The sequence below is a fragment of the Pontibacter kalidii genome, assembly GCF_026278245.1.
Lineage (GTDB): Bacteria > Bacteroidota > Bacteroidia > Cytophagales > Hymenobacteraceae > Pontibacter > Pontibacter kalidii.
On the sequence record NZ_CP111079.1, the window covers coordinates 3046402 to 3069792 of the forward strand.

23 protein-coding genes and 1 riboswitch are annotated in these 23391 nt (G+C 54.7%); of the genes, 15 read left to right on the forward strand and 8 right to left on the reverse strand.

The window, feature by feature from the left end; all coding sequences use genetic code 11:
- Nucleotides 1-1315 precede the first annotated feature (1315 nt).
- Together OH144_RS12765 and OH144_RS12770 are read left to right on the forward strand one after the other, a co-directional pair.
- Complete coding sequence (locus OH144_RS12765) at nt 1316-3133, forward strand: ABC transporter ATP-binding protein (RefSeq protein ID WP_266202629.1); 1818 nt, start codon at nt 1316-1318, stop codon at nt 3131-3133.
- Nucleotides 3134-3241: 108 nt separating this feature from the next.
- Nucleotides 3242-3769 (forward strand): hypothetical protein, encoded by a 528-nt coding sequence (locus OH144_RS12770; protein ID WP_266202631.1) that lies wholly within the window; start codon nt 3242-3244, stop codon nt 3767-3769.
- Between the two features lie 17 nt (nt 3770-3786).
- Here OH144_RS12770 and OH144_RS12775 read toward each other — a convergent pair whose 3' ends face one another.
- Genes OH144_RS12775 through OH144_RS12790 form a run of 4 tightly spaced genes read right to left on the reverse strand, consistent with a single transcriptional unit; the run spans nt 3787 to nt 6483 of the window.
- A complete protein-coding gene (locus OH144_RS12775; RefSeq protein WP_266202632.1) occupies nt 3787-4053 on the reverse strand; it encodes a Trm112 family protein in 267 nt (88 codons plus the stop codon).
- Nucleotides 4050-4700, reverse strand: coding sequence for a thiamine phosphate synthase (locus OH144_RS12780; protein ID WP_266202633.1), 651 nt, complete (start codon nt 4698-4700; stop codon nt 4050-4052). Before OH144_RS12780 ends, OH144_RS12775 begins: the two co-directional genes overlap by 4 nt.
- Nucleotides 4697-5761: an AIR synthase-related protein gene (locus OH144_RS12785; RefSeq protein WP_266202634.1), complete on the reverse strand. Its 1065-nt coding sequence runs from the start codon at nt 5759-5761 to the stop codon at nt 4697-4699. The genes OH144_RS12780 and OH144_RS12785 overlap by 4 nt, the downstream gene beginning before the upstream one ends.
- Nucleotides 5758-6483 carry a class I SAM-dependent methyltransferase gene (locus tag OH144_RS12790; protein WP_266202635.1) on the reverse strand — a complete coding sequence of 242 codons (726 nt, stop codon included), beginning with the start codon at nt 6481-6483 and terminating at the stop codon, nt 5758-5760. The genes OH144_RS12785 and OH144_RS12790 overlap by 4 nt, the downstream gene beginning before the upstream one ends.
- Before the next feature lie 75 nt (nt 6484-6558).
- Nucleotides 6559-6663: riboswitch (TPP riboswitch) on the reverse strand.
- A 147-nt stretch (nt 6664-6810) separates the two neighbouring features.
- On the opposite strand from OH144_RS12790, the gene OH144_RS12795 reads away from it, so the two are divergent.
- Both OH144_RS12795 and OH144_RS12800 read left to right on the forward strand, forming a co-directional pair.
- A complete protein-coding gene (locus OH144_RS12795; RefSeq protein ID WP_266202636.1) occupies nt 6811-7680 on the forward strand; it encodes a DUF2911 domain-containing protein in 870 nt (289 codons plus the stop codon).
- An 87-nt stretch (nt 7681-7767) separates the two neighbouring features.
- Entirely contained in the window at nt 7768-8682 is a 915-nt protein-coding gene (locus OH144_RS12800) for a class I SAM-dependent methyltransferase (RefSeq protein ID WP_266202637.1), read from the forward strand.
- Between the two features lie 717 nt (nt 8683-9399).
- On the opposite strand, the gene OH144_RS12805 is transcribed toward OH144_RS12800, so the two are convergent.
- The 3 genes from OH144_RS12805 to OH144_RS12815 all read right to left on the reverse strand — a co-directional run bounded on the left by OH144_RS12805 (nt 9400) and on the right by OH144_RS12815 (nt 13878).
- Nucleotides 9400-11103 (reverse strand): sodium:solute symporter, encoded by a 1704-nt coding sequence (locus OH144_RS12805; protein WP_266202638.1) that lies wholly within the window; start codon nt 11101-11103, stop codon nt 9400-9402.
- Nucleotides 11100-11246 (reverse strand): hypothetical protein, encoded by a 147-nt coding sequence (locus tag OH144_RS12810; protein WP_266202639.1) that lies wholly within the window; start codon nt 11244-11246, stop codon nt 11100-11102. Before OH144_RS12810 ends, OH144_RS12805 begins: the two co-directional genes overlap by 4 nt.
- Before the next feature lie 100 nt (nt 11247-11346).
- Nucleotides 11347-13878 carry a PIG-L family deacetylase gene (locus OH144_RS12815; RefSeq protein WP_266202640.1) on the reverse strand — a complete coding sequence of 844 codons (2532 nt, stop codon included), beginning with the start codon at nt 13876-13878 and terminating at the stop codon, nt 11347-11349.
- Between the two features lie 392 nt (nt 13879-14270).
- On the opposite strand from OH144_RS12815, the gene OH144_RS12820 reads away from it, so the two are divergent.
- From OH144_RS12820 to OH144_RS12835, 4 genes are all read left to right on the forward strand, one after another.
- A complete protein-coding gene (locus tag OH144_RS12820) occupies nt 14271-14966 on the forward strand; it encodes a hypothetical protein (protein WP_266202641.1) in 696 nt (231 codons plus the stop codon).
- A gap of 210 nt (nt 14967-15176) precedes the next feature.
- Nucleotides 15177-15842, forward strand: coding sequence for a DUF2461 domain-containing protein (locus tag OH144_RS12825; protein WP_266202642.1), 666 nt, complete (start codon nt 15177-15179; stop codon nt 15840-15842).
- Nucleotides 15842-16225: a DUF3221 domain-containing protein gene (locus OH144_RS12830; RefSeq protein WP_266202643.1), complete on the forward strand. Its 384-nt coding sequence runs from the start codon at nt 15842-15844 to the stop codon at nt 16223-16225. The genes OH144_RS12825 and OH144_RS12830 overlap by 1 nt, the downstream gene beginning before the upstream one ends.
- A 325-nt stretch (nt 16226-16550) precedes the next feature.
- Nucleotides 16551-17033 carry a hypothetical protein gene (locus OH144_RS12835; protein WP_266202644.1) on the forward strand — a complete coding sequence of 161 codons (483 nt, stop codon included), beginning with the start codon at nt 16551-16553 and terminating at the stop codon, nt 17031-17033.
- Between the two features lie 21 nt (nt 17034-17054).
- Here the strand turns inward: OH144_RS12835 and OH144_RS12840 are convergent, their stop codons facing one another.
- The gene (locus tag OH144_RS12840; RefSeq protein WP_266202645.1) at nt 17055-17252 is read right to left on the reverse strand and encodes a hypothetical protein; all 198 of its coding nucleotides are present in this window, start codon (nt 17250-17252) and stop codon (nt 17055-17057) included.
- A 296-nt stretch (nt 17253-17548) separates the two neighbouring features.
- On the opposite strand from OH144_RS12840, the gene OH144_RS12845 reads away from it, so the two are divergent.
- The 7 genes from OH144_RS12845 (at nt 17549) to OH144_RS12875 (ending at nt 23390) form a co-directional block, all read left to right on the forward strand.
- Nucleotides 17549-19024, forward strand: a complete 1476-nt coding sequence (locus OH144_RS12845) for an APC family permease (RefSeq protein WP_266202646.1) — start codon at nt 17549-17551, stop codon at nt 19022-19024.
- A gap of 135 nt (nt 19025-19159) precedes the next feature.
- Nucleotides 19160-19720: a vitamin K epoxide reductase family protein gene (locus tag OH144_RS12850; RefSeq protein WP_266202647.1), complete on the forward strand. Its 561-nt coding sequence runs from the start codon at nt 19160-19162 to the stop codon at nt 19718-19720.
- 11 nt (nt 19721-19731) lie between these two features.
- Entirely contained in the window at nt 19732-20133 is a 402-nt protein-coding gene (locus OH144_RS12855; protein WP_266202648.1) for an SPW repeat protein, read from the forward strand.
- 173 nt (nt 20134-20306) lie between these two features.
- The gene (locus OH144_RS12860; RefSeq protein WP_266202649.1) at nt 20307-21254 is read left to right on the forward strand and encodes an alpha/beta fold hydrolase; all 948 of its coding nucleotides are present in this window, start codon (nt 20307-20309) and stop codon (nt 21252-21254) included.
- 85 nt (nt 21255-21339) lie between these two features.
- Complete coding sequence (locus OH144_RS12865) at nt 21340-22038, forward strand: alpha/beta hydrolase (protein WP_266202650.1); 699 nt, start codon at nt 21340-21342, stop codon at nt 22036-22038.
- Entirely contained in the window at nt 21990-22241 is a 252-nt protein-coding gene (locus OH144_RS12870) for a hypothetical protein (RefSeq protein ID WP_266202651.1), read from the forward strand. The genes OH144_RS12865 and OH144_RS12870 overlap by 49 nt, the downstream gene beginning before the upstream one ends.
- A 3-nt stretch (nt 22242-22244) precedes the next feature.
- The gene (locus OH144_RS12875; RefSeq protein ID WP_266202652.1) at nt 22245-23390 is read left to right on the forward strand and encodes an NAD(P)/FAD-dependent oxidoreductase; all 1146 of its coding nucleotides are present in this window, start codon (nt 22245-22247) and stop codon (nt 23388-23390) included.
- Nucleotide 23391 lies beyond the last annotated feature (1 nt).

Consider the following 23391-nt stretch of genomic DNA (forward strand, 5'->3'; position numbering starts at 1 on the left):
GCCCCGAAACAAGGCCGGGATCTGAGACTTTACTAGGAGTGGAGCCTGTAACTGCTTTAGCTAAAGTATAAGCTTCATAGTTGCTGTCTCTACAACTATAACCCACCCCTAACCCCTCCGAGGAGGGGAATTATACCTCTCCCCAGCCCTCTCCTAAAAACAGGAGAGGGAGTTTATACTTGCCCCTCTCCCTGTCATCTCGAGCAGGGTGAGAGATCTATCTGGAATTCTAAAGAGATCTCTCCTAAGAACAGGAGAGGGAGTTTCCCGCTACCGGGTCCAACCATCCCTACCCCTCCTTAGCAAAGGCGTGGAGCTTTCACCCCACCCCAACCCTCCCCTAAGAACAGGGGAGGGAGCTTCTATACTTGCCACCCTTCCCTGTCATCTCGACCTTTGGGAGAGATCTCTTTAGAATTCTCGATAGATCTCTCCCAAAGGTCGAGATGACAGTAAGGGCGGGAGCTATCGAACCTGTTCCTATTCCTTGTTCAGTATGCGATTATCATCCCCCTACCCCCTTCGAAGGGGGACTTGGTTCAAGCTCTGTTGGCGGAGGCTATCGAACGATTCCCAGTCCTTGGGTTGAGCGCCTATGCGAGTTTTTCCGGTGCCGAACGAGAGTGAGGCAGCCCGAGGTACGAGGGCAGGAAAAGCTCCCAGCGCGATGCCCGAGGACGAGCCCTCTCGGGCTTGAGAGTAACAAAGCAAGAGATGAAACAAGTTGGTTGTAAAGCCTAGGATGAACAGCAGCTAGCAAGGATAGCTTGTGACAAGCTGAAGGAAGCAGTGGCTATGCAAGTACAATGAAGTATAGCTCAAGTAGAAAAAGGCGCAAGCGGACGCTTGCGCCAGCGGAAGAATGAAGTATAAAAGTATTATGGTTCTGCTAGCCAGTCGGGTTACAAACCTGACATCATAGAAGGCACGGGTTGCAAACCCGCGCCAGCGATAGTATAGAGTATAAACGAGCAAGTATAAACTGAAGTATAAAGCCTAGCTTTCAAGCCAGCCGAGCCACAAACCTGAGTTCATCCACAGGAATCAGCCTAAGAGACCTGCGCCAACCTATATTACAGGTGTCTACCAGGAGCCCGGAAGCGATTCAGTGCAATTACGCACGCTATCCTAACGAACGCAACAGTCGATCCACCACAAACCACCTATACTTTCCTACATATTGCTTACCTTTGCAATATTTTGCGGGGAGGTGGCATCATATAGCGGGTTTAGCTGTTATACCACTGTACCTTACAGGCAAGCCGGAGGCAGATAGCCGGCCAGGCCATTACACATTTTAAGCAGCGTATAATTAATGGCAAAACGCGGATTCGGGTCTAGCGGCGAACAGGATAAAGAAGGCAGAAAGAAGATTACCAAAGAGAGTTTTCGCCGTGGCCTCCAGATTTTTGGCTACGTACTTCCCTACAAGTATAAATTCATCACCGGCCTTGTGTTTTTGGCGTTGTCCAGCCTTACCATGATGGCCTTCCCTTACCTGGTGGGCAAGCTATTTGACTCCTCCACCAACGATGCCAACAGCCCGCTCCAGGACATCAACCTGATCGCTATGGGGCTTTTTGCCGTTATCCTGCTGCAGGGCATCTTCTCCTTCTGCAGGGTATACTTTTTTGCGCAGGTGAGCGAGAATGCCGTGGCCAACATCCGCCGCGACCTCTACAGCAAATTTGTGCAGCTGCCTATCTCTTTTTATGAGAAACGCCGCGTGGGCGAGATCACCAGTCGCATCACCACGGATGTGGCGCAGGTGCAGGATGCCATGTCCATCACCCTGGCCGAGCTCTTCCGCCAGATCACCACGCTCATCGTCGGTGTCATCGTCATCATGTGGACCTCCATCAAGCTATCGCTGTTCATGCTGGCCACCTTTCCGGTGCTGGTGGCGCTGGCGCTGGTATTTGGCCGCAAGATTAAGATGCTTTCCAGGAAAACACAGGACGAGCTGGCCAACACGAACGTGATTGTAGAAGAGACGCTCCAGGCGATCAATACCGTGAAGGCCTTTACCAACGAGATGTTCGAGGTAGGGCGCTACAGGACTACCTTGGACAAAGCTGTAAAAACAGCCATAAAAGGGGCTTATTATCGTGGCGCCTTCATCACGTTCATCATCGTGGGCCTTTTTGGAGGTATCATCCTGGTGATCTGGTATGGTGTCACGCTCGTGGCCAACGGCGATATCGCGCAGGGCGACTTGGTATCCTTTGTCCTTTATACGGTGTTTATAGGCGCTTCTGTGGGCGGCCTGGGAGATCTTTACGGCAAGGTGCAAGCCGCACTAGGGGCCACGGAGCGCATTCTGGAAATACTTCAGGAAGAGGAAGAGCCGACCGATAAAAGTATAAAGGCCCTGAGCCAGATACCGCGCATGAACGGAGACATCAGCTATCGGAATGTGGCTTTCTCCTACCCTACCCGCCCCGACTTACAGGTGCTGCGCGATATTAGCTTTACCGTGAGAGCCGGCGAGAAAGTCGCGCTGGTAGGTCCCAGCGGCGCCGGCAAGTCTACCATCATCCAGCTGTTGATGCGCTATTACGACCTTTCGGGGGGAAGTATAACGGTGGACGACCACGATATCCGCCACATCAACATGACCGAGCTGCGCGGAAACATTGGGGTGGTGCCGCAGGAGGTGCTGCTGTTCGGGGGCACTATTCGCGAGAACATTGCCTATGGCCGCCCGGAAGCCTCGGAGGCTGAGATCATCGAGGCGGCCCGCAAAGCCAATGCCTACGACTTTATCGTGTCCTTCCCGGAAGGATTTGATACCCTGGTGGGCGAGCGCGGCATTAAGCTCTCCGGAGGCCAGCGGCAGCGTGTGGCCATTGCCCGGGCCATCCTGAAGAACCCTGCCATACTTATACTGGACGAGGCCACCAGCGCCCTCGACTCCGAGTCAGAGCACCTGGTGCAGCAGGCCATGGACGAGCTGATGAAAGGCCGTACCACCATCGTGATCGCCCACCGCCTGGCCACCATCCGGAAGGTGGATAAGATCCTGGTGATCGAGAACGGAGAGATTGTGGAGGAAGGCCCACACGAAGTGCTGTCGGTGAACCCGGATGGCATGTACGCCAACCTCCTGCGGCTGCAGTTCGAATTAAGCTAAGGAATAATCCAGCAAACAAAGTATAAAATCCTGCTGTGGCGCTGGCTGCAGTAGGATTTTATGTTTTATAGATATACTTTAGGCCATATTTTTGAAGAAGCGGCCCTAATGCACCCTATTCCTAAACTCACCCTGAAGTATTGCTTGCTGCTTTCGTTGCTGCTGCTGGCAGGCCTGGCGCAGGCACAGCGGTCCCCCGGCACCTTTACGGCCCGCAACGCCTATTACCTGGAAATCAGCGGCTCTTCCGATACCTACTCCCTCAACCTCGACCGAATCGTCTACCAGCGCTATAGCTTTAAGGCTGCCGTGCGGGCGGGCATCGGCACCAACCTCTTCTTTCAGGAAGGGGAGCCAGGCGTCTACCCCATCGTGCCGGTGGAGGCCCTGGGCATGGTGGGCGGCACGCAGAATCATGTGGAATTCGGTCTGGGGTACACCCGCCGCTTTACCGACCACCCGGACCTGATGCAGAACATGTATTTTGCCCGCGTAGGTTTCCGCTACCAGGACCCGCGCGGGGGGCTGGTGGTCAGGCTGGCGGTTACACCGTTTGTATCCCCGGAGAATAAATCCGACACACCAGGCCTTGCGGTGGTGCCCCGTTTCGGCCTGAGCGTGGGGCGCAGCTTCTGACGGGGGACATACGGTTCCTATTCTTTTAGCAGGAGCTTCTTTGCCACCCCTTCTTCTAATTCAAGGCCCCACTTTTTCAAAATGGGCTCCTCCAGCGCTTTTTCCCTGTACTCGTCTGGTGTCATAATCGGGATACCGTATACAACAGGGTAATACCTCCTGCACGCGGGGCAGGTTAACAGGCCTTCCTTAATTTCCCCGTTTTCGTCCTTTACAAAAATCTGTATGTTAAGATCGTGCTTGTCTATGGGGCAGCACAGTTTATTTAAGAGCGATGCATTCATGTTTTATACTTGTTTAAAGCGTGATGATAGGCCGCAGCGGACTCCCTGGCAGAAGCGGCGTTCAGAATACCGGAGATAACCGCCACCCCGTCAAAGTCCAGCTCTTTTAGCGCAAGCATGTTTTCTGTTGTGATGCCGCCGGACAGAAAGAGCGGCATCTGTGTCATTTCTCTGGCTTCCCTGATCGTTTCCGGTCGTACTAGCTCACAGCTGCCCGCCGAGGACGAAGGAAACACCGCACAGAAGGATACATAGTCGAGTTGATTTTCGGTGGCCCAGCGTATCACGTCCAGGTTGTTGCTGCAGGTAATTCCGGTGATAAAATCTCGCCCAACTGCAGCTTTCATGCCTTCAAGGTTCTCCGGAATATCATCAAAATGAACACCCGACAGTTCCGTGTCTTTCAGCAACTCCCACTCTTCGTTTATCAACAAAGGCACCTGATAAGCACCGGCAAGATCGACTAAATCTTTGATGAGGGCTTTTTTATCAGCAGCGCTGTAGTCAGCTGGCCAGTTATTCCAGATCTGCAGTGCGCTCACGCCGCCTTCCAAGGCTTCCTGCACCTTTTGTAGCAGCACCACCTGGTTTATGCTTGGGTCCAGTACGAGGTAAATTCCACTGGTAATTTTGCTATTCTCTCTCATTTCCACCCTGCTTTCAGCGCTTTAAAAAATGCCCCCCAATAAGGATCTTTCCCATCGAAGGATAACTTGTTCTCTTCGCTATTCTCCACCACCCTGAAACCTGCTTCCCGCGGCAGCATTTCGCCGACTACCGTTGCCTTGATGGATTTGGCAGCTAGGTGACAGATAAGCTCCTGCTCTTTCCCTGGCTTTACAGCCATCACCATAGAGCCGGCACCAACACAGAAGCGGTGGTCGATGCCGAACAGCCGGGTTATCTGGAGCTGTGCTTCTCCTGCCGGAAGAGCATCGTTATAGATTCTGAAGCCACAGCCGGAGGCATTCGCCATCTCGCAGATAGCCCCTACGACGCCGCCCTCTGTCACATCGTGCATGGCTTTCAGCTCCGTATTGCTTTTGAGCACCTCCCTGGCAGCCAGGGCATCGGGCAGCGAGGAAGTTTGAAAGAAGTTCTCGCACCCATTCTCCCATACTTCACAGCCCAGTTTGTTCTTCACCGTTTCCGGAAAGCTCATGGCCAGGATAGAAGAGGAGACAAGGGCGGTTTCTTTCGTGACGACAAGTATATCTCCTGGCTCGGCCTTGTCGCTCGTCAGTATCTCGTTTAGAGGAGCCGTCAGAAACATGGTACCGCCACCCGAAATGGTGGAGTTCTGGCCTTCGATCTGCCCTGTATGGCCTCCGGTAATGGCTACGCCTATCTCCTGGCAAAACTGATGCATATACCCCCAGTACTCCCTGAATGCCTCCAGGGAAAGGCTGGTGGGCAGGTTGAGCACAAACTGCGCATACATGGGAGCAAAGCCCGTAGAAGCCATGTCATTGGCCAGCAAATGCACCGACAGCCAGGCCGACTCCTTCAGCCCGATGGAAGGTATAAGGGAAAGCGGATCGCTCGACACAGCCATTCCGAGATTATTGCCCAAATCAATAACAGCCGTATCTACCCCAAACCGGGGGCCAACCAGCACCTCCTCCCGCTGCGCCCCGCTTTGCGGCAACAGCACCTCTTTAAAAGTGGCAACGGCCAGCTTTCCGGAGTTGTCGTCAAAGGCGCTCATATCGCATCGTTTAGGCGTACGTACATACCAAAGAAATCGCCATAGGGCTGGTGCCACTGCTGTACCGGGAACCACTGGGGCAGGCCGGTTGCGGTCCATTCTATCGTATAGTCTCTCCCTTGTAAGGCTTCCGCTATCACCGCCAGCAGCTTTTTGGGCGTGTAAAAAGTGGCCGTAACGTAGAAAGGATTTTTGCCGAACATCTCCTGCACCCTTCTTCTGACTACCTTCGGGGAGTTGCGGTTCATCATGCCGAACACAATGCCATACTTGCCCACGCGCGCCGCCTCCCGAATCACCTTCACGGGGTCTTTGTAGTACTCAAAGGTGGTGATAAAGGCCAGGGCATCAAAGGTATGATCCTTGAACGGCATGTGGTGGGAGTCGGCCAGCACCAGGTCGCCGTCGAACAGATGCACGCCCTGCCCCAGCATAAAAGGCGAGATGTCGCCGCCACTTGCCTCTATCCCGATTTCCTTCCACCAGCGGGTAAAGCGGGTGGTGCCGCAGCCAAACTCCAGCAGTGTCTTTACACGTTCATCTTTCTTGATTAGCTGACCGATCACCTTTTTCTGCCATACTTCGGCGCGCTTGTAGCGGCCCTCATACCAGAGTTCGTAGGTGTCGGTGTGGTCGCGGTTAAAAAACCATTCTTCGCGGCCCTGCCACTTGCGCAGGTCGCGGGTTACCAGGTCGAATTTTTGTTGTTGCAGATTGCTCACAGCAGGTATTTTAGCGTTATAAAATAGCCTGACTGTTTAAGGCAGATAGGAAGAAGGGAATATACTTGTGCAAAGTACCCCATGAGGTTACAATTCCTACGCTGGCATTATCCAGATCAGGTTGCGGGTATCATCTCAGCCTGAGGACATTATAGTCGTCAAGCACCCCGTGTACTTTTGCTAAGGTATAAAACTTCGGAGAGAATAAAAAACAGCGCCACAAACAATGGCCAGTAGCTCCGCAATCATGGGTGCACTACTGGTTAAATTTTAAGATAATGTGTAATATTACACCAGCATCAACAAATTAAAACCTAATCGAAAACCATGAAAAAAGCACTCATCGGCTTTGCCCTGTCAGCAGCACTTATGCTGGGCGCAGGCGCTGCACAGGCGCAAGGTATAAAAATGCCGGCTGCAAGCCCGTCGCAGAAAATTGAGCAGGCCGTAGGCCTGGGAACCATCTCCGTGGACTATTCTCGTCCGGCAGTGAAAGATCGCCAGATTTTCGGCGACCTGGTGCCTTACGGCCAAGTATGGCGCACTGGTGCCAATGCCTCCACCAAGATCAAATTCTCTGAGGACGTCACCATTGAGGGAAATAAAGTGCCTGCGGGCGAGTATGCCCTGTACACCATTCCGGGCAAGGACGAGTGGACCATCATCATCCATAAAAACACCAAGCACTGGGGCGATGGCGGCCAGGACTACAACCAGGCCGAGGACCTGGTGCGCTTTAAGGTGAAACCGCAGCCGAACCCGCGTAAAGCAGAGTCTTTCACCATTAACTTTGCCAACCTTAAGGCTGATGCGGCAGATGTGGAGATCATGTGGGACAATGTGGTGGTGCCTTTCACGGTAAAAACTGATGTAGACAGCAAAGTGATGGCGCAGATAAACGAGCACGTGGTGAAAGGCACCAACGTGAACCCGAACCTGTATGCAGCAGCGGCGAACTATTACCTTGAAAAAGGCCACGACCTGAAACAAGCCCATGCGTGGATGAAAAAGGCCAACGAAAAGGATCCTAAATTTTGGAACCTGCACGCACAGGCTAAAATTGAGGCACAGCTGAAGAACTACAAAGCCGCCGTTAAAACAGCCGAGAAATCTATGGAACTGGCTAAGGCAGCCAATAACCAGGATTATGTTCGCCTGAACGAGAAGGCTATTGCCGAGTGGAAAAAGATGAAATAAAGCTATCTTTGCTTTTAACGTATAAAAGCCTCCGGGAGTAAGTATGCTTCCGGAGGCTTTTTTGTGGCACTATAACTTATAAACCTGTTGGAAGAGAAGAAGCATTCGGAAGAGCACCTGGGCCCCGCCCGGGAATACTGGTGGAACGAGGATTACCTGGAGCTGCTGGCTGAGCGCCTGTATATCCCCTACACGCAAACGCTGGTGGATATTGGCTGTGGCAAGGGCATGATGGGTTTTAAGTTCTCCAAATATATGCCCGACGCCGGCAAAGTATACGGCGTGGATTACGAGCCGGGCTACATTGCCGAGGCGCGGCAGCGGGCGCAAAGCGAGTTTGGCCACAAGAACATCGACTACGAGTTTAAGGTGGGAAACGCCACCGACATCCCCCTGCCCGACGATATTGCTGACGTGACGCTCTGCCAGACGCTGCTGATCCACGTGAAAAACCCGCAGCGCGTGATCCAGGAGATGATACGGGTAACCAAGCCGGGCGGCTGGGTGGTGGCCCTGGAGCCGAATAACCTCGTGCCCAACCTCATGTTCGACCGCTACGGCGAGACCGATTATAACGTGGAGGCGATGCTGGAGGTGCTGGAGGTGAAGCTGCGCATCGAGAAAGGCAAGAAAAACCTGGGCGAAGGCTTTAACTCGCTTGGCGACGTGGTGCCCGACCTCTTTCTGAAAGCCGGTTTGCGGGATGTGAAAGTGTGGATCTCGGACAAGGCCCTTTCCATCATCCCGCCCTACGACACCCAGGAGAAGATGCTGCGCGTGGAGCAGATGCTGCAGTGGATTGAAAGCGAAGCTATGGGCTACGACTACCAGGACAACCTGAACTACTTTATGGCCGGCGGTGGCGACAAAGATAAATTTGATGCCTATTGGCAGAAACTCCTCTACAACAAGATTATGCTGAAGGAGAAACTGCAGAAAGAGGAGTATGTGTCGGCGGGTGGAAGTTTGGTATACATTGTGGCGGCGCAGAAACCGAGGTAAGGCTTTTTTATACTTTAGCCGCTGCTGTTTGTAGCTGGACACAAGCTATGCTTCCAAACACGGCTGCCGCGGGCTTGCAGCCCGTGTCCTTTTATTCGTTGGGTTTTCAACCCGACTGGTTAACAGAGCCATACTTTATTATACTTGCTGTTCCGGACATTCTTGTCAGGAACTTTGCCTGCTGCGGACTTCCTAGTCCGCGTAAGCCATGTTTATACTTTTATACTTGGGCTATACTTTCCTAGCCGAAGCTTCCCGCAACTTGACACAGGCTATTCTTACTAGCTTCTGTTCTTCCTCCAGACTTACAAACCTATCGTTGCATTTCTGGCTTTGGCTCCCTCCAGGCCGGGAGGCCTCGTCTTCGGGCATCGCGCTGGGAACTTTTCCTGCCCTCGTGCCTCGGGCTGCCTCACTGGCGTTCGTCACCGGAAAAACTCGCATAGGCGCTCAACCCAAAGGCTGGGTTCGGTTCGATAGCCGTGGCCATACTGTCATTTCGACCTACGGGAGAAATCTCTTTAGAATTCCGCACAGATCTCTCACAGCTACGCTGGCTCTGCTCGGCTCCCGCCTCAAGAGTACTCGAGATGACAATAAAGTATAGCGACAAGTATAATTCCCCTCTTGGGAGGGGCTGGGGTGGGTTTACACCTGCTGAATTCTCCTCCCCTGTTTTTAGGGGAGGGGTGAAAGCAGGTGTGGGTAGATTAACAGCTACGCCACCAGCTCTTTCTTCCTCTTCCCGATCAAGCCCTGAAGTATAAACCCGAACAGAATCACCGCCACGCAGCCGATCACGTTAAACCAGAGGAAGGCGATGTCGGTGAAGTAGTGGCAGTAAAGCACAACGGCCTCGGCCAATATAGCGGCAAAGAACACGGCATTGCCCTGGATGCGCTTGAAGTAGAAGGCCACCAGAAAGATGCCCAGGATCGTGCCGTAGAAAATGGAGCCGATGATGTTCACGGCCTGTATGAGGTTATCCAGCAGGGAGGCATAGGTAGCAAAGAGTATGGCGATAAGGCCCCATGCCAACGTGAACAGGCGCGAGGCATTCAGGTAGTGCGTCGGGTCGCCATCCTGCTTTACGGAGCGCTTGTAGATATCCACCACTGTGGTCGAGGCCAGCGCGTTCAGCTCGGAGGCGGTGGACGACATCGCGGCAGAGAAGATTACCGCCAGCAGCAGGCCTACCAACCCGGCAGGCAGGTATTTCATGATAAAGGAGATGAAAACGTAGTCCGTATCTCTGGTCTCAGCGTCAGGCACCGCTTTCTGGATGACGCCTTTCACCTGCTCGCGTACATCTTTGCCTGCCGACGTATAAGTGTTCACCTGCGTCTGGGCGGCGGCAATGGCGGCTTCGTCCTCTGTTTTCAGCGCAGTAACCAGGCCCTGCACCGCCTCCTGCTTCTGCGCGAAGATGTCGTTATACTTTGCCTCCAGGCCCCGGAGCTCGTCGGCGTGGGCTGTGGCATATACTTTGCTTTTAGTGCCCTCGTTAAAGAACACCGGTGGCTGGTTGAACTGGTAGAACACGAACACCATCACCCCGATAAACAAGATCAGGAACTGCATCGGGATCTTGAGAAGGCCATTGAACAACAGCCCCAGGCGGCTTTCGGCGATGGATTTCCCGCCCAGGTAACGCGCCACCTGGCTCTGGTCGGTGCCGAAGTAGGAGAGCGAGAGGAACAATCCCCCCGTCAGCCCGGACCAGAAATTATAGCGATCGTTCCAGTCGAAAGAGAAATCCACCACGTTCATCTTGCCCATTTTACCTGCCACGGCCACGGCATCCCCCAACCCTACATTCTCCGGCAGGTAGCGCACCACCATAATACCGGCAACGATCATCCCGCCCATCATCACAGCCATCTGCTGCTTCTGCGTCACGCTCACGGCCTTGGTGCCGCCAGACATGGTATAGATGATCACCAGCACGCCAATGATCAGGTTCGTAGCCGTCAGGCTCCAGCCCAGCATGGTGGAAAGGATGATGGCCGGCGCATAAATGGTAATACCGGCCGCCAGGCCGCGCTGCACCAGAAACAGGCAAGCCGCCAGCGAGCGGGTCTTCAAATCGAAGCGATTCTCCAGGAACTCGTAGGCCGTGTATACTTTAAGCCGGTAGAAGATGGGGATCACCGTGATGGAGATGATGACCATGGCGATGGGCAGCCCGAAGTAGAACTGCACGAAGCGCATGCCGTCCTCATAGGCCTGCCCGGGCGTGGAAAGAAAGGTGATGGCGCTGGCCTGTGTGGCCATGATGGACAGGCCGATGGTCCACCACTTCATGCTGTTGTCGCCTTTCAGGTAGCCTTCAATGTCTTTGCTGCCGCGCGTTTTCCACACCCCGTAGCTCACAATAAAGCCCAGTGTGCCCAGCAGTACGATCCAGTCGAGTGGCCTCATTGGTAAAGTTTTGTGATGATGTAAAACAGGATGATCAGGAAAGCCAGGTTGCCCAGCACCAGCCAGTACATACCCGCCCAGCTCTTAAAGAAAGGTGGTTTCTGGATGGGTGGCTCTTCGTCTACAGGGTGGTTGTTCTTCATTGTTTTAACGTATCTCGTAGCACGTATCAAGTAGCACGATGATTTTATCATACACAGGTAAAACGTGCTACGTGTGTCGTGATACCTGATACGCTAATGTCTATTTTATACTTGACCCGGCAGCGTTGCCGGAGCGGTTGTTTTTTCCCAGCGAGATCATGTTGGCAAACAGGCGGTACGCACCAGCCACGCCGGCCGGCAGCTCCCGGAAGAAAGAATAACCGGTATAGACGTAGTAGCCCTCGCCATACTTTGCCACCAGCAGGCCACCGTCGCGGGAAGGCTCGCCGGGGTCGTTAGACGAAAGTATGGCTGTGTATTCTTTGCTCCACTCGCTGGGGAAGTATAAGCCGCGCTCCTGCACCCAGCCTTCAAAATCCTTTTGCGTGATCTTGTTTGGCGTATTGAGCACCGGGTGGCTGGGGGCTAGCAGGCGCACGGCAGCATCCTCCACCGCCACGCGGTAGCGGCTGAGCTGGAGCGGGTATGGCCCTACCTCGGGCATTACCAAGGCATGGCTCGTGTTATACTGCACAATCAGGTTGCCGCCCTGTTTCACGTATTCCAGCAAGGTGGGCTGGTAGTACCGGAGGCGGTCGACAGTGTTATAGGCGCGCACACCAAGTATAACCGCGTCAAACTGCTTCAGGTAGTTCAGGCGGATGTCACTGTCTTTGAGCAGCGTTACGTTGTAGCCGATCTGCTGCAGACTGGCCGGTATGTCGTCGCCGGCCCCCATCAGGTAGGCCACCTTATCGCCCTGCTTCTGCAGGTCCAGCTTCACCACCCGGGCCGTCGCCTCCGGAAACGTAACCTGTGCCGGTATATGCTTGTAGTTGATCTCGTTCAGCCCCAGCGAATAGGCTTTCCCGTCTACCGTGGCCACGGCCTTCAGCTGGGCCTCCTCCTGCTTTTTAGGCGGATACACCATAAAGTTTATACTTTGTTCCGCGCCTTTAGCCTCCAGATTAAAAGGCACGGAAGCAGGCTTGGTGCGCCAGCCTTTCGGCAGGTCCAGCTTCAGATCGCCTTTTATACTTTCTTTGCCGGACTTTACCAGCACCTGCACCTGCTTGGGCTCACCGTTGGCAAACATGAGCACCTGCTCCCGCAGGTTCACAAACACGGGCGGCGTTACCACAAACGGGCGGTACACCTCGCCCTCCACCGGGTCGGTGCGCTTGTACACCACCGGTACCTGCACCTGCAACGGCTCCCCGGCCACCTGCAGGGTAAAGGTAGCCTGGGCGGCTGGCTCATTTTCGGGCTTGCCTACCAGTTGCTGCTCCTGTACGGCGAACATGCCCAGCGTACCTTTCTCACGCAGCCAGTAAGGTTGCGTGTAAGCCATACGTTGCGGCAAGGTTTTGCGGGTACTATACGCCAGCGGCTCGTTATTTTTCAGGTGGATGTTGAGGGTGGTGTCTGAGCCAGCGAAGTTATACGTTATACGTTGCAGCGTCACCGGCACCTCAGAACGGTTAATAGCCTCCACCTGCAGTTGCACCGGCTGGCCCGGAGCGGCGGCATAGTCATCGGCCGTCACTTCTAAGTATAAACCCATGGTATGCTGCAGCACCTGCTCCAGCTCCTTCGATTTAGTGTGCTTCCAGTGGCTGTCTGGCAGCTTTTGCAGCTCTTTCCTGGCGGCCAGCAGTGCCGGCACCACAGCAGCCGGCTTGGATGGATCATACTGGTCTATAACCTTCTGAATCGCCTGCTGTACTTTTTCGCCTCCCTTCACCCGGCTCCAGGTGGTATTTATCCCTTCGAACAGCTCCTGCTGCGCCTTCTCCCCTGCCGTATGCTGCAAGTACTCTATACTGGTGCCGCGTGCGCTGGCGGCCCCGAAGCCCTGGCTCTTGTGCATGCTGCGGCTGCGGGCCGCCACCTCGCCATAGGATTCACCCAGCAAGGGGTTGTAGCCGCCCACATCTATCTTCATCAGCTCCTTGCCATACTTCTCAAACTCTTCCTGGCTCTTAAAAGACCACACTCCGGTGTTCCACAGCAACCGTTTTGGCTGCCATACTTCCACGTGCTTCAGCTGCTCCGGAAAGCGCTTCGGGTCGGCGGCGGCTTTAAAGGCCTCTTCTGCCAATATGGCGGAGGCGCTGTGCTGGCCGTGACCGGCGCGCTCATCAGGCGGGAACCGGGTGATCATCACATCGGGTCTGAACTTGCGGATAACCCATACCATGTCCGACAGCACCTGCTCCTTATCCCAGATGGTAAAGGTTTCCTCGGGATTTTTGGAGTAGCCGAAGTCGTTGGCGCGGGTAAAGAACTGCTGCCCGCCATCGGTGCGACGCGCCTGCAGCAGCTCCTGCGTACGGATGATGCCCAGGTTCTCGCTTATCTCCGGCCCGATCAGGTTCTGCCCGCCATCGCCCCGCGTGATGGAGAGGTAGGCCGTGTTGTAGAGCTTTTCGTTGGCCAGGTGGGCGATCAGGCGGGTGTTCTCATCGTCGGGGTGCGCGGCTACGTAAAGCACGTTGCCCAGCACGTTCAGCTTCTGCAGGTCCTGCAGCACTTTGGCGGCGGAGGGTTTCTCGGGCGCCTGTGCCAACAGGGGCAGCAAGGGCAGCAGGAGAAGAACCGGTAACAGCGAACGAACAAGTGATTGGCGCATCTTCATAGTAGGTTTGAGCAGCTGGTGTGGCTGCCAGGGTCAGTAAAATCTCTAAGCACTGTAAAACTAAGCATTTCTGCGGATGTATAATATGCTGATTTTGTCTTAGCGGACAAAGCGCAAAAGCGACGGAACAGACAGCGGTTGTGCTGCCCTATACTTCCGGCCGTGCAGGGCTTGCCTGGCAAGCCTCCGGCGAAAAGTGTCCTCTTTCAGTAAAAAATCACGAAAAATTATAGGAAAAAAATTAGTTAAATACTATGTTTGTCCAATATCTTTTAGTAGCTTCCTAGCACCACGTACCTTTGCCCTAACTCTTGCCCGTGTAATGTCGTAAAAACATGCATCTGCAGGGGTGTTGCATACCCTTACTTCTATATGTGACAGATAACATGCCTAGCCAAAGAGAAAGCAACATCAACGACTTTGCGTTCGACTTCCTGCGCAGTCACTACTCCGCCCAGTTCGGGGCCAAACACATTTTGGTAGATATGGAAGAACAGACCAGGCAGGGGCATACGGTGCAGGGGCTTTTCTCATTCCGGAAGGAGGACAACTCGCTTTTCGTAGCTTCGCTCCACACCCGCAACTCCCCTCAGATAGCCAGCATCCTGACGCGCTACAAGAAGAACGGCCTGAGCCTGCTTCGCTATGCCTCCTCGTTTTTTGTGCTGCTGCTGATTACGGTGGCAGGATGGCGGCTGGGCTACTTTGTTGCCGGGTTTGCCGTTGCCGTGGCCTTAGCGGCAGGCATGTTCATGCTGCACTCCCTGGCCGAGAAGCAGCTGCACACACGGCATCTGCTGCACCTGCTCGACGAGCTGAAGAAAACGCCCGCCGATGAGCAGTGGCTGGGCCTCTCCATCAGCAGCCTCACCTTCCGGAACAATTACCTGGGCAAGCAGCTGCTGCTTGCCTGCGAGCGCCGTGGCATCGGCATTGTTACGGTCGGGCAGCGCGCCAAAGTGGTGCTCATGAAAGAGCCGAAGCCGGCCACCTGCCGCCGCGGCGACTTTCTGTCCCATTACCAGTCTGATGCCCGCATCCGCAAAGCTTTACTGGGCGACACTGTTCTCCGCGTGGCCTGAATACAGGCTTTTTAGGTTTTCCCTGTCGTTTGCGCCCCCTTGTGCAACTATAGGCCGCTAGCCTTAGTACACAACTACACGCGCCCGTAAACTTTAACCAAGAGAGCCATGACACTCATTCTCATCATCATACTTGCCATAGCCATTATTATTGGGGTGATCTGGTTTAACGCCAAGACACCCAAACGATAACGTCGCTCCTCCTGCCTGATGAACATTCCCTTTATACTTTCTTTCCTTCGGCAGCTCCGGCAGCACAACAACAAAGTATGGATGGACGCACACCGGGAGGAGTACCTGCAGGCGAAAGCATACTTTGTGGAGTTGGTGGAGCATCTGCTTGCAGCGCTGCAGCAGTTCGATGCCTCGCTGCAAGGGGTTTCTGTGCAGGAGTGCCTTTTCCGGATCAACAAAAACGACTTCTCCAAAAAAGGGGAAGCCCCGTATAAAGGACACTTCGGGGCGGGTATCTCGCCGGGCGGCAGGCACTCTCCGTTTGCCAACTATGTGCTGGTGCTGGAGCCCGGGGGTCTGTCGCGGGTTGGGGGTGGCATGCGCAAGCCCGGCGCGAGGCAACTGGGGCTGATACGGGAGGAGATCGACTACAACCCGGGTCAGCTGCAGCAACTGCTGGATGAGCCTAGGTTTAAGGCCTCTTTTGGGGGATTCAGGGGCCAGCAGACCAGAAACGCGCCCAGGGGCTACGACAGATCACACCCGGAACTGGAGCTTATAAAGTATAAAGGGTTTCAGGTGCTGCATTATTTTAGCGATGAGGAAGTAATCCAGCCCCAATTTATAGAGCGGGTGCCGCCGCTGCTCCGGCAGCTAAAGCCGCTCCACGATTTTCTGAACAACGCCATAACTGAACCATAGTGAGACGACCGATCTACTTCCTGCTCAGCCTGCTGCTGCTGCTGTCCACCGGGCTGCTCTCCTGCCGGCAGGAGCCCAAGCGCATGCCCGACACGTTGCCTGATGTGTACGGCTACATCACCAATATAAAACGCACCTCTAAAGAAGGCGAGGGAAAAGCCAAGGCCGTGGTAGCGGTAAAGTCCCTGGAGGGCGTAGAAGCCAACTACACCAACGCCAGCGTGAAGATAGACGAGCACACGCTGATAGAGGATGAAACCGGCGAGGCGCTGAAGCTGGAGGATCTGCGGGAAGGGCACCAGATACAGGCCTGGTTCGATGGTGATGTGCTGGAGCGCCAGCCGGTGGAAGGCCATGCCAAGGCTGTGCGCATAAGTTTTTAAGGGATAATCCAAGGCTATACCTGGGCTACTCCCCTAACGGCGGCATACCAACTGTCTGCTGAAACAGGCTCCCGCCATAGGGCTGCAAGCCTAGCCTAAACCAAGGCATGCTGGCGGGCGAAGGCCTCCTAATGCCATGGCTGAGCTGGTGGAAAGAAGCGGAAAGACCTTTGGAGACGCAGCGCACAAATTAAACTTTCCGAATATAGAGTTTAAATTTACTCTTCCCGATTTCAGCCATTCATACTTACTGCCCGTAAAAGGAGGCTTGTGGGAGGCAGCCTGAGGGGTGCCTTTTCCGCTAACCAGTATTTACTACCAGTTAATGAAGGCATCACCTTACGCAACAGAATTTGAGAACGAGATAGCAGCCTGGCCAAAACCGATACAGCTATCAAACCCGGGAGGAAGTGTGTTCATCACGCTGCGGTTGCACCAAGGCTACATTGAGGCCAAGTGGAACGGGCATATAACTGCCGGAGATGTGATCACGGCATCTAAGGTATACCTGGCCCTGTTGCAGACTTACCCAAGTCCGGATAAGCTGCTTAACGATAAAACCAATGTAACCGGCGACTGGGCGGATGCCAACGACTGGCTCGAGTTTGAGTGGCAGCCGCAGGTGATACACGCCGGCTTGCGTTACCTGGCCCACGTTTACTCCAATAATATGTTCAGCCGTCTTTCGGCCCGCGACCTGTACTTGCGCATAACCCCGCGCATACAGATGCAGAACTTTAACCACCGGGATGAAGCGCTCCACTGGCTCTTCACCTGCCACCCTCCTCAGCTGGAGCAGACAGCTTAACGGCCAGCGGCCGCGGTTGCCTTATCGACTGGCAACCGCTACCGGAGCCTCTACTGTAATCTCTACAGTATCCAGCATCACATCCATCACTGGCTCCTCCAACACGGCAGGGGCTTCATGTAAAACAAGTTTCTTTTCTGGCTGTGGCACTTTGTAAGTTTCCTGAACTGCGAGACCAAAACCAAACATAGAGGCGGCGATAAGAACGAGGATTTTCATAGTAGTAAGATTTAAATTGTTTAACTTCATTTTGTTCTTGCAAACTTACTCTATAGTACTATGTAATACAAAGTACTGTTACATAAAACACTACTGTTTTATACCAACATGTTCTTTTTGTCCGTGAACATGGCCGGAAACAGGACGAACAAACTGTACTATCAAAGCTTTAAAGTGGCTTTTTAGATGAGCCTGCACTGCAAGCGGCATACTCCGCCACCATCTCGGGAACATGCAGGTCCGAGGTTGCATAACAGCGGGTAAAAACCCCTACCTTTGTCCCCATTTTCCATACTATGCAAAACATTACCAAAGCAACAGAAGCACAGGACGAGAAGCAGGGCAAAACCGGCTTTAAGCGCGAGATAACCCTCTTCGACGCCATTATGATCGTAACAGGCGGCATGATCGGCTCAGGCATCTTTATCGTTACCGCCGATATCTCCCGCACCGTCGTCAGCCCCGGCTACATGCTGCTGGTGTGGCTCATCTCCGGCTTTCTCACCATGGTGGGCGCCGTTAGCTATGGTGAGCTGTCGTCCATGTTCCCCAAAGTGGGCGGACAGTATGTGTACCTGAAGGAGGCTTACAACAAAATGGTGGCCTTCCTCTATGGCTGGACGCTTTTCCTGGTGATACAAACCGGCGTGATTGCTGCCGTGGGCATGGCCTTTGCGCGCTTCACCGGCGTGCTCATCCCCTGGTTCAGCGAGGACAATGTACTGCTGCAGGTAGCAGGACTGGAGTTTAACACCGTGCAGTTGCTGACCATAGTGAGCATCATCTTCCTGACGTACATGAATTCCAAGGGTGTAAAGAGCGGAAAGCTCATCCAGAACATCTTTGGCAGCACCAAGCTTGTGGCACTGTTTGGGCTTATCATTTTCGGCCTGCTGTTCGGCGTGAACGACACGGCTGTTGCCGCGAACTTCTCCGACTTCTGGGGGCCGAGCGGCTCTGCCGCCCCGGTGCCTACGGGCACAATGCTTGTATCTGCCCTGGGCATGGCCATGGTGGGTGCCCTCTTCTCTGCCGATTCCTGGAACAACATTGGCTTTTCGGGCGATGAGATCGTAAACCCGAAGCGCACCATTGTGCTCAGCATGGTGATCGGCTCTGCCATTGTAATGGGCATATACATGCTCATCAACCTAGTGTACCTGCTCGTGCTGCCGATGCACGGCTCCCCAGATGCCGCCACGGCCCTGGGCCAGGGCATCACCTTTGCTGATAACGACCGGGTGGCTGCAGCGGCAGCCGAGGTGATCGGCGGGTACCAGGCTACCGTGGCCATTGCTATCCTGATCATGATCTCTACCTTCAGCTGTAACAATGGCGCCATCCTTTCGGGGGCACGCGTATACTATGCTATTGCCAAAGACGGGCTGTTCTTTGAGAAAATGGGCCGCCTGAACAAGAACGGCGTACCGGCCGCAGCGCTGTGGCTGCAGTGCGTGTGGGCCTGTCTGCTCTGCCTCACCGGCACCTACGGCGACCTGCTCGATTACGTGGTGTTTGCCGTGATGCTGTTCTACATCCTGACGATCATTGGGATATTCGTGCTGCGCAGGAAGCGCCCGGACCTGCCCCGCCCCTACAAGGCCTTTGGCTATCCGGTGCTCCCGGCACTGTACGTGCTGCTGTCCTCCGGCATCTGCCTTATCCTGCTTATCTACAAGCCGGTTTTCACCTGGCCGGGGCTCATCATCGTGGCGCTGGGCGTGCCGGTATACTACCTGTTCGGCAACAGGTTCAGGAAGGTTAAAAGCTAAGCACAGCCATTACCTACAAGAAAGCCTGCAACCCATTTGCAGGCTTTTTCTTTGCACCACATGCCGGAATACAGCCAAAGTATAACGCACGCCTGCTGCTCACGTAGTACCAACTGAACAACAGCAAAAAGCTATATGAGCAAGGAAGATGCTATACCACCCGGGTGGAGTTACAACCCCGCATCATGGCAGCAGCGCCTGCCCATCGTCATCGCGGCGCTGGTGGGTTTTGCCATTGCCACTTACCTGGGCCTGTTCCAGCTAAAGGTAATAGACACCGTTTGGGAGCCGTTCTTCGGCAACGGCAGCCGGAAGATCCTCACCTCCAAAACCTCCCAGATACTACCTGTGCCGGACGCGGTTCTCGGAGCCATCGGCTACCTGGTGGATGCCCTAGCCGGTGTGATCGGGGGCATCCGCAGATGGCGCACCATGCCCTGGATCGTGATTGCATTTGGCCTGGCCGTCGGGCCGCTTGGTTTCGTCAGTGTGCTGCTGGTGGTGCTGCAGCCGGTAATGTACGACGCCTGGTGCACCCTCTGCCTCAGCACGGCGCTGATCTCTGTGGTGATGATCGGCCCGGCCATGGACGAGATGCTGGCCAGCCTGCAGTACATGAAGCGGGTAAAAGACGCCAGGGTATCGATGTGGAAGGCCTTTTGGGGCTATAAGGAAGTTCAGGGAAAAGTAATTTAAAGCACAGCGCTATGTGGGCACAGGTTATCAACGCAATTCTCGGCATCTGGCTTATGGCCTCGGCGGCCATACTTGGCTATAGTAATATCAAAATCATTACTGACAACGAACATATCGCAGGGCCGGTGATAGCCAGCTTTGCCATCATCTCGTGGTGGGAAGCTACCCGTGTGGTGCGCCTTTACAACGTGCCACTGGGCCTCTGGCTGCTGCTTGCCCCCTGGGTATTAGGCTACGACAACACCACTGCCACAGTAAACAGCATGCTGGTGGGCGCCCTGGTAACCGGCCTTAGTTTTGTAAAAGGAAAGGTAGAGGAAACCTACGGAGGCGGCTGGTCTGCTATCTGGAAATCGGATTCCATGCACGCCCGGGAGGCCAAGCGGCAGCCAAGGGTTGATCTGGACAAGTAGGAAGAAGACCAGCAAGTTAAACGTAAAGCACAAGGGGCATAAGCTTCTGGTGCTTTCTATTTCCTGGTATCGCCCGCTTTTTATACTTCCAAAATAAACCTCTCCAAAGCCACCTTAATTACACTTTTAAAGTATAAATTTATACTTCACACCAGTCTCTAAACGATAAAGCTATGAAACCCAGAGCAAGACGTATGGCTGTAGCGGCAGTACTGATACTGGTGGCTGCCACCGCGCTCATGATCCGCGCAGATATTCCTGCCCAGGAGCTGGAGGCAAAGTATAAGCACCCGGCCTCAAAGTATAAAAGTATAGCCGGCGCCAACCTGCACTACCGCGAAGAAGGAAAAGGAACGCCGATCGTACTGCTGCACGGTACTGCCGCCTCATTAAACACCTGGGACGGATGGGCCTCCGAACTAAGCAAAAGCCACCGCGTGCTGCGCCTCGACCTGCCCGGCTTTGGCCTCACAGGCCGGAATGCCACCGACACCTACACCATCGAGTACTACGCGGACCTGCTGCTGCACTTCCTGGATAGCCTTGGTATTGAGCAGGCCCACATTGCCGGCAGCTCCCTTGGCGGGCAGATTGCCTACGACTTTGCCGCCGATCACCCCGAGCGGGTGCAGAAGCTTATCCTCGTATCGCCAACGGGTGTTACCAACGCCAACGATAAGCGCATCTCCATGCCGTTCCTGCTGGCACAGACACCCCTGCTCAAGCACTCGCTCAGATATATTACACCCCGCTTTATTGTAGAGAAGAGCCTCCGCGAGGTGTACGGCGACGACAGCAAACTTACCGAGCAGGCCATCAGCCTGAGCCACGACATGCTGCTGCGCCAGGGCAATCGAGACGCCTTTATCGCCCGCCTGAATACCATAGATTCAGACAACCTGCACAAGCTGGCGCAGGTGCAGGCACCCACGCTCATACTTTGGGGCGAGGCCGATGCCTGGGTACCGGCGGCCAATGCCATACGCTTTCAGCAAAGTATAAAAGGGGCGCAGCTGATAATGTACCCTGGTGCCGGTCATATCCCTATGGAAGAGCTGCCGCAGGAAACGGTACGGGACGCCCTGCAGTTCCTGCGGTATGAACTGGCCGGTTTAGAGTAAAGCCAAGGAAAAAGCCTAATTTCATACTTACTGCGCTACCCCTTCTCCCCAAAAACAAGTATCTTTCTCATCGTACAAGTATACCATGAGCAAAGCATACTTTATTAGCGGGCTGGGGGCCGACTGGCGCATGTTCCAGTACCTCAAGCTGCCCGAGTACGTGCCCCAGCAGTATGTGGAGTGGGTAGAGCCCGAGCATATCGACGAGCCCCTGCACGCGTACGTACACCGGCTACTGGACCAGATCACCGATCCGGACCCGATTTTAGTCGGCATGTCCTATGGCGGGCTGGTGGCCATTGAGCTGAGCAAGATCCTGAGGCCGCGCAAGACCATCCTCATCTCCAGCCTGGCCACACGCCAGGCCCTGCCCGCCATTTATCGTGTCGTGGGCAGAACCGGCCTGCACCGCTGGATGCCACTGAAACTGATGCAAAGCGTGCACCCGATCGCCCCGCTGTTCTTCGGGGCGCACACGAAGCAAGAGAAACAACTGCTGAAGCGCGCCATCCTGGAGATAGACGAAAAGGTGCTGCGCTGGTCGCTGGGGCAACTGCTGGCCTGGCCGCAGGAAGAGGTGCTGCCGGGGCTGGTACAGATACACGGCACCCGCGACCGCATCCTCCCCCTGAATGACAGGCCCGGCATGATCAAAATAAAGCATGGCGGGCACCTGATGGTGCTGCACCAGGCCGACGAAATAAGTGCTACCTTGAGCCGTATATTAGAAGAGACATGGATAAAAGCAGATACATTATTACCACCACCGGCGGGCAGCAGGTAGACCTGACGCAGGCCCAGATCCTGCGCAGCAACAACCTCTACCCTTTTGGCCAGCACAATTATGCCGTTTATGAAACCCCGGAGGGAGTTTTCGTGAAAGCTCTGAACAGCGGGGAGCGCGAAATCATGCTAACCCACTTCGAACAAATAGCTGAGCAGGAAGCCCGCAACTACGACCATCCATACTTCCGGACAGACAACTAGCCTATGCAACTGAGCTTTTGGGAACAGGAAACCTACTTTAAAGACATTGACGTGCTGATCATCGGCAGCGGCATTGTAGGACTTAACGCGGCCCTGCACCTGAAACAGCAACAGCCAACGCTGAAGGTAATGGTGGCCGAGCGCGGGTTGTTGCCTACCGGGGCTAGCTCCAAGAACGCCGGCTTTGCCTGCTTTGGCAGCCCCTCTGAACTGCTCGACGACCTGCAACACCACTCCGAGGAGGAGGTATTTGGCTTAGTAGAGCGCCGTTGGAGAGGCCTGCAGCGCCTGCGCCGGAACCTCGGCGACGCCACCATCGACTACCACCGTTGGGGAGGCTACGAGCTGTTCGATGCGCAGCAGCAGCAGCTGTATAAGGCCTGCGTAGAGCAACTCCCCTACCTGAACAGGCAGCTGCAAGACATCATCGGAGAGCCGCAGGTTTTCCAATCCGCAGACGCTAAGATCAGCCAGTTTGGCTTTAAAGGTATCCAGCACCTGCTCCTGAGCACTTCCGAGGGCCAGATCGACACGGGTAAGATGATCCTGGCGCTCACGCAGAAGGTGCAATCCATGAGCGTGCTGGTGCTCAACGGGCTGGAGGTACAGGCGCTACAGGAGAATGCGAAGGATGTAGTTGCTGTGACGGCTCAGGGGTTGTACCTAAAGGCAAGGGCCGTACTGGTGGCTACCAATGGCTTTGCTCAGAAGCTGCTGCCCACGCTGCAGGTGCAGCCGGCGCGCGCGCAGGTGCTCATCACCAAGCCTATAGACAACCTTAAACTCAAAGGCACCTTCCACTACGACAAGGGGTATTATTATTTCCGCAACATCGGCAACCGGGTGCTCTTTGGGGGCGGTCGCAACCTGGCTTTCGAGGCGGAAACTACGACCGAGCTGGGGCTGACGGAACTGATCCAGCACAGGTTGGAAGAGCTGCTGCGCGACGTGATCCTCCCGGACACACCTTTTGAGGTGGAGCACCGCTGGAGCGGCATCATGGGCCTGGGCACCGGGAACGCCAAAACTACCTTAGTGCAGAAGGTAACAGACCGGGTAAGCTGTGCCGTGCGTCTGGGCGGCATGGGGATAGCCATTGGCTCTTTGGTAGGTGAGGAGGGCGCCGGGCTAGTACTGCAGCAGCTATAGA